Consider the following 15,595-nt stretch of genomic DNA (forward strand, 5'->3'; position numbering starts at 1 on the left):
ATGACCTATTCGAGATGATGGGTGCGGTTGTACCGCGAAAGCTATGTTGTAAACCTAACACCTTCCCTCAAATTTTGGGGTACGAATGCTTTGGATACCTGATAAAATCATTTAAATTAGAAGCGTATTCTATTTTTTAATAAAATCTTTGTTAATTCGATTGAAATAATAACGGCAACATCATTGTAGCATAGGATGTATCAAATCAAGAAACTTATCGTATGTCTGGATCAGACGCCCATGGATGAAACCTTGGTGAGGTTTGCTTCATTTATAGCGGAAATCAATCAGGCGAAAAAGATTTATTTTACCAATGTCATTCGAAATCTAAGTATCCCTAAAGAGGTATTAAATGAATTCCCGAACCTCATAGAGGGGATGATTGATGAAAGAAAATCCCAGATGAAGAAAACTGTGGAGGCACATTTTTGCAAAAGAGGGGATACGGAGTTTTCCTTTATCGTGAAGGAAGGTCAATTGTCTAAAAAATTACTCAAGCTTGCCCATGAAAAATCCGCAGACATGATACTAGTGGGCCGGAAAGTATCCCTTCCAGGCACCGGCGTTTTTTCACAGCGGCTTGCACGACGCGCCAGTTGCTCCCTTTTGATCGTTCCGGAAAACTGCAAACCAAAAATTAAACGCCTTTTGGTACCGAGTGATTTTTCCGATTACTCACGGGACGCGATGGAAGAGGCTATCACAATTGCGGGGAAAACCAGCAACAAAGTAGAGATCATTTGTCAAAACGTTTTTACCGTACCATCCGGTTACCACTTTACGGGTAAAACTTATGACGAATTTGCCGCAATCATGCAGACCCATGCAGAAATTAACTATAAAAAATTCATCCGAAAAGTCGACACTAAAGGCCTTAAGATTACTCCCATCTATACCAAAGACGAAGATGATGATCCGGTAGAAGACATCCTTCAAATGGCTAAGGAAATGCATGCTGACGGAATCGTGATCGGAGCAAAAGGAAGAACTGCGGCTACGGCACTATTTATAGGAAGCATGGCTGAGCGCCTCATTCAGATGAACGATTCATTCCCCCTACTTGTGACTAGGCCAAAAGGGAAAAACGCAGGTATATTAGAATATATTCTTGAAATTTAACAAAATACATTTTTCTTTATTTAAAATGATATTTTGGGAGTTTTAAAACATTTTTTTTAAATTTAGGGAATAAATAAATTTGAACGACATGAAAAACATTCTTTTAATTTTTATTATTGGTACAGTAGTTTTTATACCTATTGATGCCGAAGCCCAACTGTTAAGGCGCTTGAAAAGCGCAGCCGAAGAAGGCGTAGCACGTGCTGTAGAAAGGCGGGTTGTCAGTGAGGTTGAGAAGGCCACCCAAAACCAGTTTGAAAAAGCTTTTGGCAACCTATATACGGGACCAAAGGGATCCAATAGGACCTATGACTTTAGTAAAATTTTGGAATCTGTAAATATGGATGTGGAAACGGAAGAATCTTATTCATTTAAAGGAGTGGCCGAAATGGAGGTTACTTCAACCGATTCGAAAGGTAAGTCTGAAGACCCAGCACGCATCATATCCTACCTTAGTAATGATGAACAATTTACGGGAATGGAATTTAGGGACGATACTAAAAAGAATTCCGAGGAAAAAACCGTCATGATTTTTGACTTTAAGAATAATGCAACCATTATGCTGGTTGAAAACGACGAAGGTAAATCAAGCATGGCGTTTGGTTTGGACTGGCAAAAGATGATGGAAGGTATGGAAGAAATGGACGTAGAAGAAGAAAATGCCGAACCAGTGGATTGGGATGAATTCAAGTTTGAAAAAACAGGCAAAACAAAAACTATTCTTGGATACGCCTGTGAGGAATACTTAGCTAAAAATGAGGAAATGGAAGCCGTTTATTGGATAAGTACGAAACCAATCGAAGGGCTTCAAGCCTTTTGGGGAAAGAACAGCCCATTCATCACACAGCGGATGCAGACTGAAAACCAGGAGTATTTCAACAAATTCCCCGAAGGGAGTGTCATGGAAATGAACTTTGTCAGCCAGGAAGACAAATCCAGCACCTCCTTTACAATGGTCAATATTGACGTTGATGAAACAAATACTTTTGTCATGGAAGCTTATCCTAATGTCATGAAACAAAAATAATTTTAACTCATTCTTTAAGATCAACTAAATACATAAAATAAATTGGTAAAAAGTATCATCGTTGCGAAAGCAACCAACAATGCCATCGGCTTAAACAACGATTTACCTTGGCACTTGCCATCTGATCTGAAGCATTTTAAGCAAACAACCGCCGGCCATCATGTTATCATGGGCCGGAAGACTTTTGAAAGTTTGGCAAAGCCACTCCCGGGAAGGACTCATATCATTCTGACAAGAAACGAATCCTTTCGTGCACCCCAAGGGCACTATGCGGTACAAAGCCTGGAAGAAGCTTTTGATATAGGCAAATCTAAGAATCTAGATAAAATATTTATTTTGGGCGGTGCGGAGATCTATGAGATGGCTATTCCGTTTACAGATGAATTGATAATCACAGAGGTACATGCAAATCCTGAAGCTGACACATTTTTCCCGCCCATTGACACGGATCAATGGGTGGAAAAATCCCGAGAGCGTATAGATAAAAAAAATACAGCTGATGAATTTGACCTCGATTTTGTTGTCTATCACCGGAAAAATTGAACAAAGGAGTTTCGCTCAAAGTAGCTTATTCTGTTTGCACCTTCCAAACACCTCCTATAATTAATGTAAATGACGCATGGTACCTAGATAGCCCGCACAAATTGAAACTTTAATCATGTAGTAGTCTTTTAAAAGCAATCAAGGGCACCGCAACGGAAGTCAGGTATATTGGGTTTTGAGTATACCCTTCAGTATTAAAACATTCGTAAGGAGCACCAAATTCGCCGCCTTTCCGAAAATCATTTTCCTTGAGTTCGTCAAAGTATTCACTCGCAAGTTGTATTGCCCTTTCGGGATCAGTCTGATACATCGCATAACATACCCATCCCGTAGGCGTCCCCCAATACGCACCGTTTTGATACCTGTTTTTGGGTGCCATCGAAACTTCCCAGGCTGTAGTAGCATCGAAATCATGGATCGTCAACACATGCCGAATATTACCCCGATAACTGAGCTGACCGGCGACATAGCCTTCGACAAGTGCCTGACTCGCTTCTATTAGGTCCTTACTATCCAAAACCCCAAAATAAACCGCCAAAGCTGTGCCCCACACATCGGGTTGACTACTTTTTCCCGTCGAGGCCAGCAACAATCCGCTTGGATGACGAAAAGTCTCCGGTATGGCTTTTTTCAAAGAAGTAGATATTTGTAAATAGTGGACAGCTTCCTCCCTCCTATCCAATAGTAGTAACAAGTCAGAAAGTTGGACAGCTGCTTTGTATTTTAGAATAGATGCAAAACTAAGTTCCCCCGTAATGGTGATGGCATCTCTAAAGCCAAAATCCACTCCCCTAAACCGTTCATTGGCAAATACCAAATCACTTTGCGGCAAGGAAGGCGGGACTTGAAAAGCAACCATCAGACGGTCAATCAGCGAAATACCATTAATCTTTTGATTCAAAATATCGATGTGTCCTGATCGATTGACATAATAATGAGCCATGTGGATAAAGAAATACTGATCGCAAAAGGGAGGTCTGCTCCCCCATTCAGAAGTTCCCTGGTCTGCAAAACTATAGGTTCCTGGGAAATAGATCGGCTCCCCGGTGTCAATCCGAATATGGTCCGCAATGGCACCAAAAGGAACCAAGCTTCCACCTTTTGTAATCCACGTTTTGTCTGACTGTGTCGACGCGGTCAATGTGAGCATATGAAGCTGCTCCTCCATGGTCACCATACCGGTTTCTAAGGACATCGCATAGTCCCGAATCCAAAAAGAGGGGTAGGCATCTTTTCCACCAGGTCTAATCAAGGTTCCCTTTGTTTCATTAGATCCATATGTTGGGGAAATATACTGCTGAGGATAAATCCGTGACTGCTCTAAGACATCAGCAGTCATTTTTTCTAAAAACAACATATCGGCCCTATCAAGTGATAATTGCTCTTGCCCAAAAAGTATAATAGGGGCCTGAAATAAAATTAATAGGCTCCATTTTCCAAGAATTATTATTTTTGCGATCATACAAGTTGAATTTAGTAATACATTAACTTCGCAAACCTTCCAGGTTTTGTTTAATAAGCTAAATGATAAAATAAATCGTGTGAAACCTGGAAGGTTTTTCTTTTTCCGTTACAGAAACCTACTGAGTATTTTACGTAATATTATCAAAAGTATAAAAACTTCTTACCATACTATTATTTTAAAATAGATCCAACCCGCATTTATTAGAGACCCACTTGTCAGGTATTGAAATTATAAACAGTAAAAATCTTTGGATACGGACAATGGAAAAATCGATTTAAATCCGTTGAAAAAATTATTTGCCTTTTTAAACTTATTTTTTACCGTTTATATTTTTTTGGCATAGAATTTATTACATTTGTATCGTCCAAGTGGACATTAAACAACTATCTTATAACAATGAAAACTAGCATCTTTGCGATGATGATCGCCGCAACAATGGTAATCGCCTCTTGCGGCCAGAAAAAAACAGAAGAAGAAACTTCTGCTCCTATCGAAATTATTGATGAAACTCCAGCCATGGAAGAAATTCCATCTGAAGAGATAATTGAAGGAGAAATTCTTGACAGTGCAGCTGTAGACACTTCTACTGTCGAGCCTGTAATCTAATACGAAAAAAGACCCAGAATCAAAGCCCTCCTTTTCAGGAGGGCTTTTTTTATTCCATTAACACAAGGGAAGCGATATAAATCACGTATATCACCAAGAAAATCCCTCCCTCCAAACGGTTAAGAATTCTGCCTTTCCCAGTAAATATAAATATGAACAAAAGTAAACCGGCAAGGATATTAATCAGAATATCAACATAATTGGCATCGGCGACGACTACTGGGCCGATTACCGCTGACACACCGAGTATAAAGAAAATATTAAAAATATTCGAACCGACTACGTTTCCTATCGCAATGTCAACTTTATTTTTCCGAACGGCAGCTACTGACGTGGCCAATTCAGGAAGTGAGGTTCCAACAGATACGATTGTTAGGCCGATTATCCGTTCAGAAAGCCCCAAGTCCAGGGCTATCGATATTGCGTTATCTACAATAAGTTTCCCTCCTAAAATCAATCCACCTAAGCCAACCAATATCCAAAAGATTGCCTTTCGGGTGGCATATACCGGAATTTCCAACGAATCGGGATGCTGGTCTGGATTTTTGGATACAACGATGTTATAAACGAGAAAAACCGAAAAAAACAGGAGCAATACAATACCATCACCTCTACTAATTAAATTGACAGAAAAATCATTAAGCCAAACGTCACTGACCAATACGAGCACCAAAACGGCGGCCAAAAAACTAAGTGGTATTTCGATCCATGTAGTATTTGTTTTTACCTGAAGGGGCAAAATTACTGCTGCTATCCCCAAAATTGCAAAAACGTTAAAAATATTACTTCCTAAAACATTCCCAAGCACCATCTGGGAAGATCCATCCATTGACGCAAAAACATTCACTACCATCTCTGGAGCGGAGGTTCCGAAGGCAACGATGGTAAGCCCGATCACCAATTGGGAAACCCCAAAGCCAGAAGCTAGAGAAGATGCAGCCTCCACAAGCTTATCCGCCCCGTAGACTAGAATAACAAACCCAAGCAGCAATAAACCAACGCTAACGATCATATCGAATACTTTTTGTAAAGTTACGGGGAAAATGTTGATAATTTTTATCCTGGCTGTTGGTTGAATTTGTTGGCATTTCCCCGTATACTTGCACCGTGAACCTAGGTCGTTAGCTCAGTTGGTTCAGAGCGCTGCCTTGACAGGGCAGAGGTCACCAGTTCGAGCCTGGTACGACCTACTTGAAATGCTTAATTTTCTTCAATGGTTGAAAATAGTTGCTTTCGTTATATAAGGTTAAGTTTATCGCTTTTGTAGGTAGAGCTACCGCCGAAATCTTCCAAAATCTACCTGCTTAGGAAGTTTGTGTTTTCATTTTTTGCAACTCAGCCAATTTAACAAAAAGCTCCCGCTCATCCGTACTCAGGTTTGTTGGGATTTCAATTTGGAATGTCAGGTATAGATCTCCAAATTCTCCATCCTTTTTATAAATTGGAAATCCCTTTCCCTTAAGCTTCACTTTAGCCCCATTTTGTGTTCCGGGTTTGATTTGAAGTTTGACTTTTCCTTCGAAAGTATTGACAGTCTTTTCTCCACCAAGTACTGCTGTATAAAGATCTAATGTTTCTGTCTTATACAAATTTTTGCCCTCCCGCTTGAAGGCGGGATCAGGGGTAAGTTGAAACGTTAGAAAAAGGTCGCCCCGGGGTCCGCCGTTGGTACCTGGACCGCCATATCCCTTTACTTTAATCGTCTGCCCATCTTCCACTCCCGCATGAATTGTCAATCGTATTTTTTGACCGTTGATATCCAAGGTTCGCTTGTGGGTTTCATACACTTCCCGCTGTGAAAGTTGAAGAGAGGCATTGAAATCCTGTCCTTTAAATTTCGCTTGGGATCGGCCATACGTCTGCCCACCCCCAAAAAGATGCTCAAAAAAATCGGAAAAACCTGCTTGACCAAATGGATCGGAATAGTCACCGCTACCCTGTGTCCTACCTCCAAATCCTCTTCTGCCGGAAGAAGCGGATCCAGCCCTTTCAAAAGCGTCTGCATTCTTCCAATCTTTTCCATATTTATCGTATTGCTTCCGTTTCTCCGGATCAGAAAGTACCTCGTTGGCTTCGTTTACTTCTTGGAATTTCCGTTGTGCAGAGACGTCGTTCGGATTGAGATCCGGATGGAATTTACGCGCCAGTTTCCGATAGGCTTTTTTGACCTCATCGGCAGTAGCTGACGAAGTCAGCCCCAAGACTTTATAATAATCAATAAATTCCATAAAGCAGGTTATTGAATGTTAATTGATTTGCTACCGAATTTAATTTTACACAAAACGATTCTTCCGGAAAAAGAATTCCATTTCAACTTAGTGTAGACCTGCGGCCTCGTATAATATTTCAATAGGATGCAGTGCTTTCCTGCCAGTGCCGTCCGCTATCTGATGTCTACAGCTTGTGCCAGGCGCGGCAATCGTTGTCTCATCTGCTGCTTTGCGCACTGCCGGGAACAATACCATCTCCCCTATCTTCATGCTAAGATCAAAATGCTCCGCTTCATAGCCAAAGGAACCAGCCATTCCGCAACACCCGGAAGGAATCACCTCTACTTCGTAGTTTTTCGGAATACTTAGGATTTTCTTGCTGTAACTGACGGAAGATAGCGCTTTTTGGTGGCAATGACCGTGAAGCAGTATTTTCTTTTCCCTAACGGTAAATTGACCTTCGGTAATATTGCCCGCTATAATTTCTTTTGCAATAAATTCATCAACCATCTCGGCATGCACTTTCAGGCTCTTCGCATCAGCAACCCATTCCTTGGACACCAATTTTGGATATTCATCCCTGAAACTATAAATCGCCGAAGGCTCTACTCCTACCAATGGACATTCCGGCCCCACCAGTTTACTGAAAATACGTACATTTTCATCCGCAGCTTTCCGGGCATATTCCAACAACCCTTTGGACATAGCCCCTCTCCCACTTTCGGGATGGTCAACCATCCTGACCTCATACCCCAAATACTTCAAGAGTGTAATAGCCTTGATCCCAACTTCCGTATCGTTGTGATTGGTAAATTCGTCTGCAAAGAAATACAGGGACTTTATGGTTGGTGTTTTTCCTGGAAGTTTTTGATAATTTTTCTTATACCACGCTTTCAGGGAGACGGAAGAAATTGCTGGCAGATTCCGTTGGGGAGCAACCCGCAACACCTTTTTCAACAAACCACTTGTTAGCGAATTTCCCAAAAAGAAATTGGATATACCTGGAATTTTACTTCCTAGACCATTAAGCAAATTGATATAGGCAAATGCTTTTGCCCGTAAGGGTACTCCATTTGTTTTATAATATTGATACTGGAACTCAGCCTTCATCGTAGCCATATCCACATTGGAAGGGCATTCCGATGTGCAACCCTTGCAGGAAAGGCACAAGTCCAACGCCTCTTTTATCTCAGGATGGTCAAAGGGATTCTCTTTGGTATTTGTAGTCAAAAATTCCCTTAATGTGTTTGCCCTTCCCCGAGTGGTATCTTTTTCGTTACGTGTAGCCTGATAACTTGGGCACATGGTGCCTCCGCCCGATTTAGGCAATTTCCTGCAATCCCCACTGCCGTTACATTTTTCTGCCATGCGGAGAATTCCTCCTTCATGACTGAAATCAAAGATGGTTTCATGCTCAGGCGTTGGCATATCGGGCTGGTACCGGAGGGAAGAATTCATAGGGGCAGCATCCACAATTTTTCCCGGGTTAAAGATACCTTTTGGATCCCACTCCTTTTTAATACGTTTAAATAAGGCATAATTTTCTTCTCCCACCATCAGTGGGATAAATTCCGCCCGGACTCTTCCGTCACCGTGCTCACCACTCAGGGAGCCATTATATTTTTTGACCAGTTTGGCAGAGGCTTCGCTAATCTCATGAAACCGCTGAACATCGGCTGACTTTTTAAGGTCAAGGATCGGACGTAGATGTATTTCTCCCGCTCCTGCATGCGCATAATAAACTGGGTTTTGCCCAAAACCTTTCATGATCTCGGCAAATTCATCGATATAATCCGCCAAGTCGTCAATATCCACCGCAGTATCTTCTATGCAGGCGACCGCCTTGCTGTCACCGGGGATATTTGCAAGCAGACCCAATCCGGCACTTCGCAGCTCCCAAGCACTTTTGGTCCGGTCAGGGCCAATGATAGGGAAGGCATACCCCAACCCTGCCGTTTTAAGTGAATCTATAAAGGCCTCGCCTTGGGCTCTGGCTTCATCCAGCTCTTTGCCCCGAAACTCCACCATTAAAATGGCCATGGGATCTCCTTCCACAAAATCGCGGTTTTTACTTTGTTCCGCATTCTCCAAAGTACAATCGAGAATGATTTTATCCATCAGTTCCACTGCCGTCGGCTGGTGTTTCATGGCTATTTGCGCAGCTTTCATGCTTTGGTGGATAGATTCAAAGTGGGCTGCGACAACTATCTCAAAAGGATCCGGCAAGGGGTCGAGGTGAAGCTTGATCTCCGTGGCAATGGCAAGAGTCCCCTCAGATCCACAGATCAGTTTGCAGAAATCAAAAGGAGTATCTTTTTCAGTAAAAATCTCTGTTTCCAAAAGGTAATCAACAGCGTATCCGGTATTTCTTCTGTGAATAGAGGGCTTTGGAAAGTGAGTTCTAATTTGTTCTTGGGTTTCCTGACTACTAAGTTCGCCTTTGATATGTCGGTATAGGTCTCCTTCCAATGATTTCAGTTGACATTTTCCCTCAAAATCATCTTGAGATAAAGACTTGATAATTACTTCAGACCCATCACTCAACAACACCTTCAGCTCCAGGGTGTGTTCCCTTGTACTTCCGTAGACGATGGATGTCGTCCCACAAGAATTGTTGCCTACCATGCCACCAATCATCGCCCTGCTCGCCGTACTGGTAATCGGGCTGAAAAAATATCCATGAGGCTGCAAAAAATGGTTCAGCTCATTGCGCACTACGCCTGGCTGCACCCTAACCCATCCCTCCTCTTTGTTAAATTCAAGAATCTTGTTGAGGTGTTTAGAAACGTCTACAACTATTCCGTCACCCACACATTGACCCGCTAGCGAGGTACCCGCGGTCCTGGGAATCAAAGAGGTCCCCTTTTCAGATGCAAACTTTATCAGCTTTTGAATATCTTGGGAGTTTTTTGGGAAAGCAACTGCCAAAGGCAAGGACCTATATACGGAAGCATCCGTGGCATATAGGGTCTTCATCAATTGATCACTGTGTAACTCTCCGTCCAAAGATTTAGCTAACTGGCTTAAAAGGGGAGTGAAATCGGTAAGGGTATTGTTCATGGTTCAAAATTAAGCCAGAAGTACTTAGAAATAAATAGTTGGGGGATATATTTTGTCTACACCTGTTTTTGATGGAAATCCGGTATTATATGAATGCGGGCTTAGATGATAAAGCGTTGGATACACCAAATGGTTTAACTACTTAATAATTCTCAGGATAAGCGCATGCGCGCTGCCACATCAGTAACTAAGTTTTTATCAATAGTGAAGATATGCTTCACTAATTCTTCATTAAATTGTGAAACATCTTGTTGCACAATTTCAGAAGGAACGTTTTGATTAAGATGTTCTTTCTGTTGAATTTGCTCCTTTAATCTTAATCTCTTGTCTGTTTTTCCGCCTTTTAAATAAATCGGACTAGGTGGAAATGGTCTAAACCGATTAACTTTAGATATTAATTCCTTTTATTATTAAGGATAGAGGAGAAAAAAAGCAAGAACCAAAACATAACCACATGAACTATAGAAGACTAGGCAAAACGGAAATGAAGGTATCTGAAATTTCGCTCGGGACATGGCAGGTCGGCGGAGGATGGGGAGGAAGCTTTGACCATCGAGCGGCTGACCAAATTATCAACGCAGCCATTGATTCGGGTATAAACTTTATAGATACCGCGGATGTGTACGATGCAGGCCTCAGTGAAGCAGCCGTGGGTAAGGTCCTTAAGGCCAGAAAAGAGAAAATATTCGTAGCCACCAAATGCGGAAGGCAAATTCAGCCCCATGTCAATGAAGGATACCAACCTGACGTTCTTCGGAAGTATGTGGAAAATAGTCTCAAAAACTTGCAATTGGAAACCTTGGATTTGATCCAACTTCACTGCCCTCCTACAGAGGTTTATTATCGGCCGGAAATTTTTGAGTTATTCGAAAGGCTAAAAGAAGAAGGGAAAATCCAACATCTTGGAGTTAGCGTAGAAAAAGTGGAAGAAGCCAAAGCAGCGTTAGCCTTTGAAAATGTATGCACGGTGCAGATTATCTTTAATATGTTTCGCCTGAAACCTGCTACTGAATTTTTCTCGATGGCGAAGGGTAAGGACTGTGGCATCATTGCCCGAGTTCCCTTGGCAAGTGGATTGTTGAGCGGCAAAATCAAAGCTTCCACTACCTTCGACCCAAAAGACCACCGCACGTTTAACCGCAATGGCGAAGCCTTTGATAAAGGGGAGACCTTTTCCGGGGTGGATTTTGAACTTGGACTTAAGGCGGTCGAGGAATTGAAAAAACGGCTGAATGTCTCGGATAATTTGGCTGCTATTGCCCTTAGATGGATCCTGATGTTTCCGGAAGTAAGTACAGTAATTCCGGGTGCCTCATCCATTGATCAAGTAAAAGCAAATATCGGAGCCTCGGAGCTACCTCATTTCAACCAATATCAAATGCAGGTTGTTGAGGATGTATATACTGAGTATTTAAAAGATTCTATACATTCCCTTTGGTAAACTTCTGTATTGTATAACTGTATTTGACTGCAAAAAGCCATGGTCCGTTTATCAAGGGACCATGGCTTTTTAGCGAAAAATAACCGTAAAAAGATAAAAAATACAGTTTAAAAAAGGATAGGTACACCAACCTATTCGGACATTCAAAAAAGCAAATTCCCTTAAGGATTTTTCAAAAATGAATGGCTTAACAACTAGGCTTTAAAAATTTGGCAATCCAATTAGGCGTTAGCCTTTTCACCCATTAGCAAGACCTCATTTACCTGTACCTCTGTGACATACTTTTTTTGACCATCCTTGTCTTCATAGGAACGGCTCACCAATTTTCCTTCGATACCGATTTCAGACCCCTTACGGGTGTATTTGTGGATAATTTCAGCGGTTTTGCCGAAGGCAACCAGGTTGTGCCAGTAGGTTTCGTCCACCTTTTCTCCTTTGGCATTCTTGTAGCTTTCATTAGTGGCAAGACTAAATTTGGCCATGGCTTTTCCACCGGTTATTGTTTTCAATTCCACATCGGCGCCAAGCCTCCCGATCAGTTGTACTTTGTTTTTCATTGCGTTCATGATGATATAAAGTTTAGTTGAATAATTATTTGTAAGCATATCCGACGAACCGAACGATACAAATATCTGGTTGCTGGCAACCGCAAGTCGGTTAATATTCGTTTAAATCCGATTGTAAACGTTTACAAACGCTTGCGAAGTTATTTTTTTTCCATATATTCAGTTGTATTTTTGATATAAATGGATTTGTATGCAAACCGACGTCAAAAAATGCCTGAGTTGCGACAAAGCGATACAGGGCCGGGTGGATAAAAAGTTTTGTGATGACTACTGCCGGAATACCTACAACAATCAGCTAAAGGCTTTCAGCAACAACCTGATAAGGAATATCAACAATGCCCTGAAAAAAAACCGTAATATCTTGCTCAGCCTTCTAGCGGACAATGGGGATACGGTAAAAACCACTAGGGAAAAACTCTTGAAAATGGGTTTTCAATTTAAATACACCACCCATACCTATACCAACAAAAAGGGAAATGTCTACGGATATTGCTATGACTATGGGTACCTTGAGCTTGATAATGACTGGTTTTTGATCGTCAAAATAAGAGAGCCCTCCTAAACCATCCATGTTGAAACCCGCATTGAAAGTATATTCATCATGCATAAATTTCTAAATCTCACGCTTACAGTTATATTCGCCTCGTTCGTGATTTATTTGGTAGCTGTATGGACCGGGTTAGATAGCTTTTTATTCGCATGGGTATTGAATTTTATGCTGATGATGTCTTTATTAGCCTTTACAAAAACCGTCCAACCTACTTTTAAATCAACCTATTACACCATCAGAAAATGGGAACAGGAGGGGAGAATTTATAAATTACTAGGAGTAAATATCTTCAGAAAGCTGCTGGTTTGGGTGGGGTGGGAAAAGCTCAACAAAAAAACGCTACCCGTGAAAAACAGTTCGGAATCCCTAATGAATTTATCCTATGCTACGCGAGAATCTGAATTTGGACACCTGGTGATTTTTTTCATCGTGATGATATTCACCATATTCGTCGCGGTAAAATTCGGAATCGTAAAATCTATTTGGCTCCTACTCTTAAACATTCTCCTGAATGTTTATCCGGTTTTGGTCCAGCGTTTTAACAGACCGAAATTTGAAAAGTTATTGAAAATGACCTTTCAAGATAAGTCGAGGTAAACAGTGGAATCATTTAGCTATGTAAGTGTGACCGTCCACTATACATAGAAATTACCCCACCTAAAAACGAAAAATCAACTACTAAAAATATCCTCGATAGAATGCTTTACTGTTTGTTTGGGAAGGAATTTTTTTACCTTTTGACAAAAAGCTACTTTTCGAAGTTCCCGTTCGTCAACTGTACTACTCAGAATGTAAATCTCTGTCTCCATTGATTTTTCATCCAAATTTTCCAGAAAATCCCAACCAGTCATCTGGGGCATAATCAAATCCACGAACAAATACCTCGGATTGATTGCGTAGATTTCTTTCAATGCCTCAGAAGCACTGGTAAACTTAAATATCTTGTACGGTTGCTTAATATTTTTCTGGATAAACTTTTCCGTTACAAAACTACTAACAGCATCGTCATCAATCAACACAATCCTCACCATCGGAATACAAATTAATAGATTTAAAAAACATTATGATATGTACAAAAGTAAATAAACTTTTTAAAAACACAAGCTAATTAAAAATTTTAAATATTTTTTTTTGTACTTTAAATCTAATATTATGTATTTCAATATATTTCAGAGGGTGATTGTCCACAGGGTGGTCCTCTATTTCATGTCGACGAGACGCCGGAGATAATCTCCATATCCACTTTTGCCTAGCTTTTCGGCTTGAACTATCAGTTGCTCATCATTAATGTACCCACTTCTATAGGCAATTTCCTCTATACATCCAATTTTCAATCCCTGTCGCTCTTCAATTACCTCCACAAATTGTCCTGCTTGGAGCAGGGATTGATGGGTTCCAGTGTCAAGCCAAGCCGTACCCCGGTTAAGAATCCCGACATTTAACTTATTCATTTTGAGATAAACGTTGTTTATATCTGTGATTTCAAGTTCACCCCTGTGACTCGGTTTTATGTTTTTAGCGATTTTCACAACCTCATTGTCGTAAAAATACAGCCCGGGTACGGCGAAATTTGATTTAGGATGGTCAGGCTTCTCCTCTATGCTGATTACTTTATTCTCCTTGTCAAATTCCACCACGCCATACCTTTTGGGGTCATTCACATGATAGGCAAAAACAACCCCCCCATCCGGATCTGTGTGGTCCTTAAGCGTAGGCTGCAAACCTGTACCGTAGAAAATATTATCCCCGAGGATAAGGGCTACCTTTTCCTTACCAATAAATTCCTCACCGATAATAAACGCCTGTGCTAAGCCTTCAGGCTTAGGCTGTACCGCATAGGAAAACTGACACCCCACCTGAGTCCCGTCTCCCAGCAACTTCTTAAAAGATCCAATATCTTCAGGAGTGGAAATAATAAGTATTTCCCGAATGCCTGACATCATCAATACCGACAGTGGATAATAAATCATGGGTTTGTCATACACTGGCATCAATTGCTTACTGACAGCAATAGTAAGAGGGTACAACCTCGTGCCGGATCCTCCGGCCAAAACAATTCCTTTCATCGTTCTTAAAATTTCGAAATGTGCGGCTTTCTCTCATTAAAAGCCCTTTAAAAGTAATACAAAATAATAACCAATAAATATACTGGTATAATTATAAAAAAAGAAGCATTATATTCGTTCTTTTATTTAGAAAACATATCCAACAAATACCTCCATTCCGAGCGAATGGAGCAAAACCGACTATGCGTTACCGACTTATATTACTAGCAAGTACCTTTATCTGCCTAATAACCCAGGCTAAAGCCCAAAATTTTTATAAGGAGAAAATTTCACGAGAAAAATATGTCCAACTTGGGGTTGGCCCCTCATTCATGTATGCCGATAATGCCGGTGGTTTTAGAAATGTGGATTTTAACATTAGACCTTCAATCTCGGCAAGCATGGGCAAGAAAATTAATTCTTTCTTTGACCTGAAGGCAACCTTAGGGTATCAATTTTATAAAAGTCAAGACAAAGAATATTACGGCCAAAGTTTGATATCATCATGGGGAGAAAATAATTACGCAGTGGAAACCCGCTCGAATATTGTTTTTATGGATGTGGTGCCTACTGCCCATCTATTTAAATTTACTAACCATGCATTAAGAAGGAGTGTCAACATCTACGCTGGAGCTGGTTTGGGGTATCTGTTAGCCATAAACCAGGAATTGAGGTATAAAAACGAACAGACATACCAAGAAAATAAAGTGCGATCTACCTTATATGTCCCGTTACGGGGAGGAATCAGTTACCGATTGGGATTGTATGATGATATCTCTCTAGAAGGCTCTCTGTTTCTTACATTCTCAGATAAAGTTGAAGGTACCCCTAACTTCAATCGGTTTAATGACCACTTGCTTCAGGGGCAGATTGTCTACAGAAGATACTTGTCTTCCCTGAGATCTGTAAATTAATCTCCAGCGATAAAGTTCTAGGGGAACTTTATCTCAAGAAATCTACTTA

The 15,595-nt window shown here is 40.9% G+C and carries 15 protein-coding genes and 1 tRNA gene; 9 read left to right on the plus strand and 7 right to left on the minus strand.

Annotated features, from left to right (window positions below; genetic code table 11):
• The first annotated feature begins 195 nt into the window (after positions 1–195).
• The 3 genes from FQ608_RS18510 to FQ608_RS18520 all read left to right on the plus strand — a co-directional run bounded on the left by FQ608_RS18510 (position 196) and on the right by FQ608_RS18520 (position 2,689).
• Positions 196–1,119: a universal stress protein gene (locus tag FQ608_RS18510; protein WP_158859974.1), complete on the plus strand. Its 924-nt coding sequence runs from the start codon at positions 196–198 to the stop codon at positions 1,117–1,119.
• Positions 1,120–1,207: 88 nt separating this feature from the next.
• Positions 1,208–2,146, plus strand: a complete 939-nt coding sequence (locus FQ608_RS18515) for a DUF4412 domain-containing protein (protein ID WP_158859975.1) — start codon at positions 1,208–1,210, stop codon at positions 2,144–2,146.
• 42 nt (positions 2,147–2,188) lie between these two features.
• Positions 2,189–2,689: a dihydrofolate reductase gene (locus FQ608_RS18520; RefSeq protein ID WP_158859976.1), complete on the plus strand. Its 501-nt coding sequence runs from the start codon at positions 2,189–2,191 to the stop codon at positions 2,687–2,689.
• Positions 2,690–2,798: 109 nt separating this feature from the next.
• Here FQ608_RS18520 and FQ608_RS18525 read toward each other — a convergent pair whose 3' ends face one another.
• The gene (locus tag FQ608_RS18525) at positions 2,799–4,151 is read right to left on the minus strand and encodes a hypothetical protein (RefSeq protein WP_158859977.1); all 1,353 of its coding nucleotides are present in this window, start codon (positions 4,149–4,151) and stop codon (positions 2,799–2,801) included.
• 399 nt (positions 4,152–4,550) lie between these two features.
• Here FQ608_RS18525 and FQ608_RS18530 point away from each other — a divergent pair, with 399 nt between their 5' ends.
• Entirely contained in the window at positions 4,551–4,760 is a 210-nt protein-coding gene (locus FQ608_RS18530) for a hypothetical protein (protein ID WP_158859978.1), read from the plus strand.
• 49 nt (positions 4,761–4,809) lie between these two features.
• On the opposite strand, the gene FQ608_RS18535 is transcribed toward FQ608_RS18530, so the two are convergent.
• Positions 4,810–5,772, minus strand: coding sequence for a calcium/sodium antiporter (locus FQ608_RS18535; RefSeq protein ID WP_158859979.1), 963 nt, complete (start codon positions 5,770–5,772; stop codon positions 4,810–4,812).
• 103 nt (positions 5,773–5,875) lie between these two features.
• Between FQ608_RS18535 and FQ608_RS18540 the strand changes: the two genes are divergently transcribed.
• Positions 5,876–5,950, plus strand: a tRNA-Val gene (locus tag FQ608_RS18540).
• A 114-nt stretch (positions 5,951–6,064) separates the two neighbouring features.
• Here the strand turns inward: FQ608_RS18540 and FQ608_RS18545 are convergent.
• Entirely contained in the window at positions 6,065–6,988 is a 924-nt protein-coding gene (locus FQ608_RS18545) for a J domain-containing protein (protein WP_158859980.1), read from the minus strand.
• 87 nt (positions 6,989–7,075) lie between these two features.
• On the minus strand, positions 7,076–10,030 hold the full coding sequence (locus tag FQ608_RS18550; protein WP_158859981.1) for an FAD-binding and (Fe-S)-binding domain-containing protein: 2,955 nt from the start codon (positions 10,028–10,030) through the stop codon (positions 7,076–7,078).
• 454 nt (positions 10,031–10,484) lie between these two features.
• Between FQ608_RS18550 and FQ608_RS18555 the strand changes: the two genes are divergently transcribed.
• On the plus strand, positions 10,485–11,471 hold the full coding sequence (locus FQ608_RS18555) for an aldo/keto reductase (RefSeq protein WP_158859982.1): 987 nt from the start codon (positions 10,485–10,487) through the stop codon (positions 11,469–11,471).
• Positions 11,472–11,692: 221 nt separating this feature from the next.
• Here the strand turns inward: FQ608_RS18555 and FQ608_RS18560 are convergent, their stop codons facing one another.
• Entirely contained in the window at positions 11,693–12,037 is a 345-nt protein-coding gene (locus FQ608_RS18560) for a single-stranded DNA-binding protein (protein ID WP_158859983.1), read from the minus strand.
• A 190-nt stretch (positions 12,038–12,227) separates the two neighbouring features.
• Between FQ608_RS18560 and FQ608_RS18565 the strand changes: the two genes are divergently transcribed.
• Both FQ608_RS18565 and FQ608_RS18570 read left to right on the plus strand, forming a co-directional pair.
• A complete protein-coding gene (locus FQ608_RS18565) occupies positions 12,228–12,599 on the plus strand; it encodes a hypothetical protein (protein ID WP_158859984.1) in 372 nt (123 codons plus the stop codon).
• A gap of 39 nt (positions 12,600–12,638) precedes the next feature.
• Positions 12,639–13,184, plus strand: coding sequence for a glycosyl-4,4'-diaponeurosporenoate acyltransferase CrtO family protein (locus FQ608_RS18570; protein ID WP_158859985.1), 546 nt, complete (start codon positions 12,639–12,641; stop codon positions 13,182–13,184).
• A 74-nt stretch (positions 13,185–13,258) separates the two neighbouring features.
• Here the strand turns inward: FQ608_RS18570 and FQ608_RS18575 are convergent, their stop codons facing one another.
• The gene (locus tag FQ608_RS18575; RefSeq protein WP_158859986.1) at positions 13,259–13,618 is read right to left on the minus strand and encodes a response regulator; all 360 of its coding nucleotides are present in this window, start codon (positions 13,616–13,618) and stop codon (positions 13,259–13,261) included.
• A 168-nt stretch (positions 13,619–13,786) separates the two neighbouring features.
• Positions 13,787–14,653: a glucose-1-phosphate thymidylyltransferase RfbA gene (rfbA, locus tag FQ608_RS18580; RefSeq protein WP_158859987.1), complete on the minus strand. Its 867-nt coding sequence runs from the start codon at positions 14,651–14,653 to the stop codon at positions 13,787–13,789.
• 182 nt (positions 14,654–14,835) lie between these two features.
• Here rfbA and FQ608_RS18585 point away from each other — a divergent pair, with 182 nt between their 5' ends.
• The gene (locus FQ608_RS18585; protein WP_158859988.1) at positions 14,836–15,546 is read left to right on the plus strand and encodes a hypothetical protein; all 711 of its coding nucleotides are present in this window, start codon (positions 14,836–14,838) and stop codon (positions 15,544–15,546) included.
• Positions 15,547–15,595 lie beyond the last annotated feature (49 nt).

Source organism: Lunatibacter salilacus, assembly GCF_009797935.1.
Lineage (GTDB): Bacteria > Bacteroidota > Bacteroidia > Cytophagales > Cyclobacteriaceae > Lunatibacter > Lunatibacter salilacus.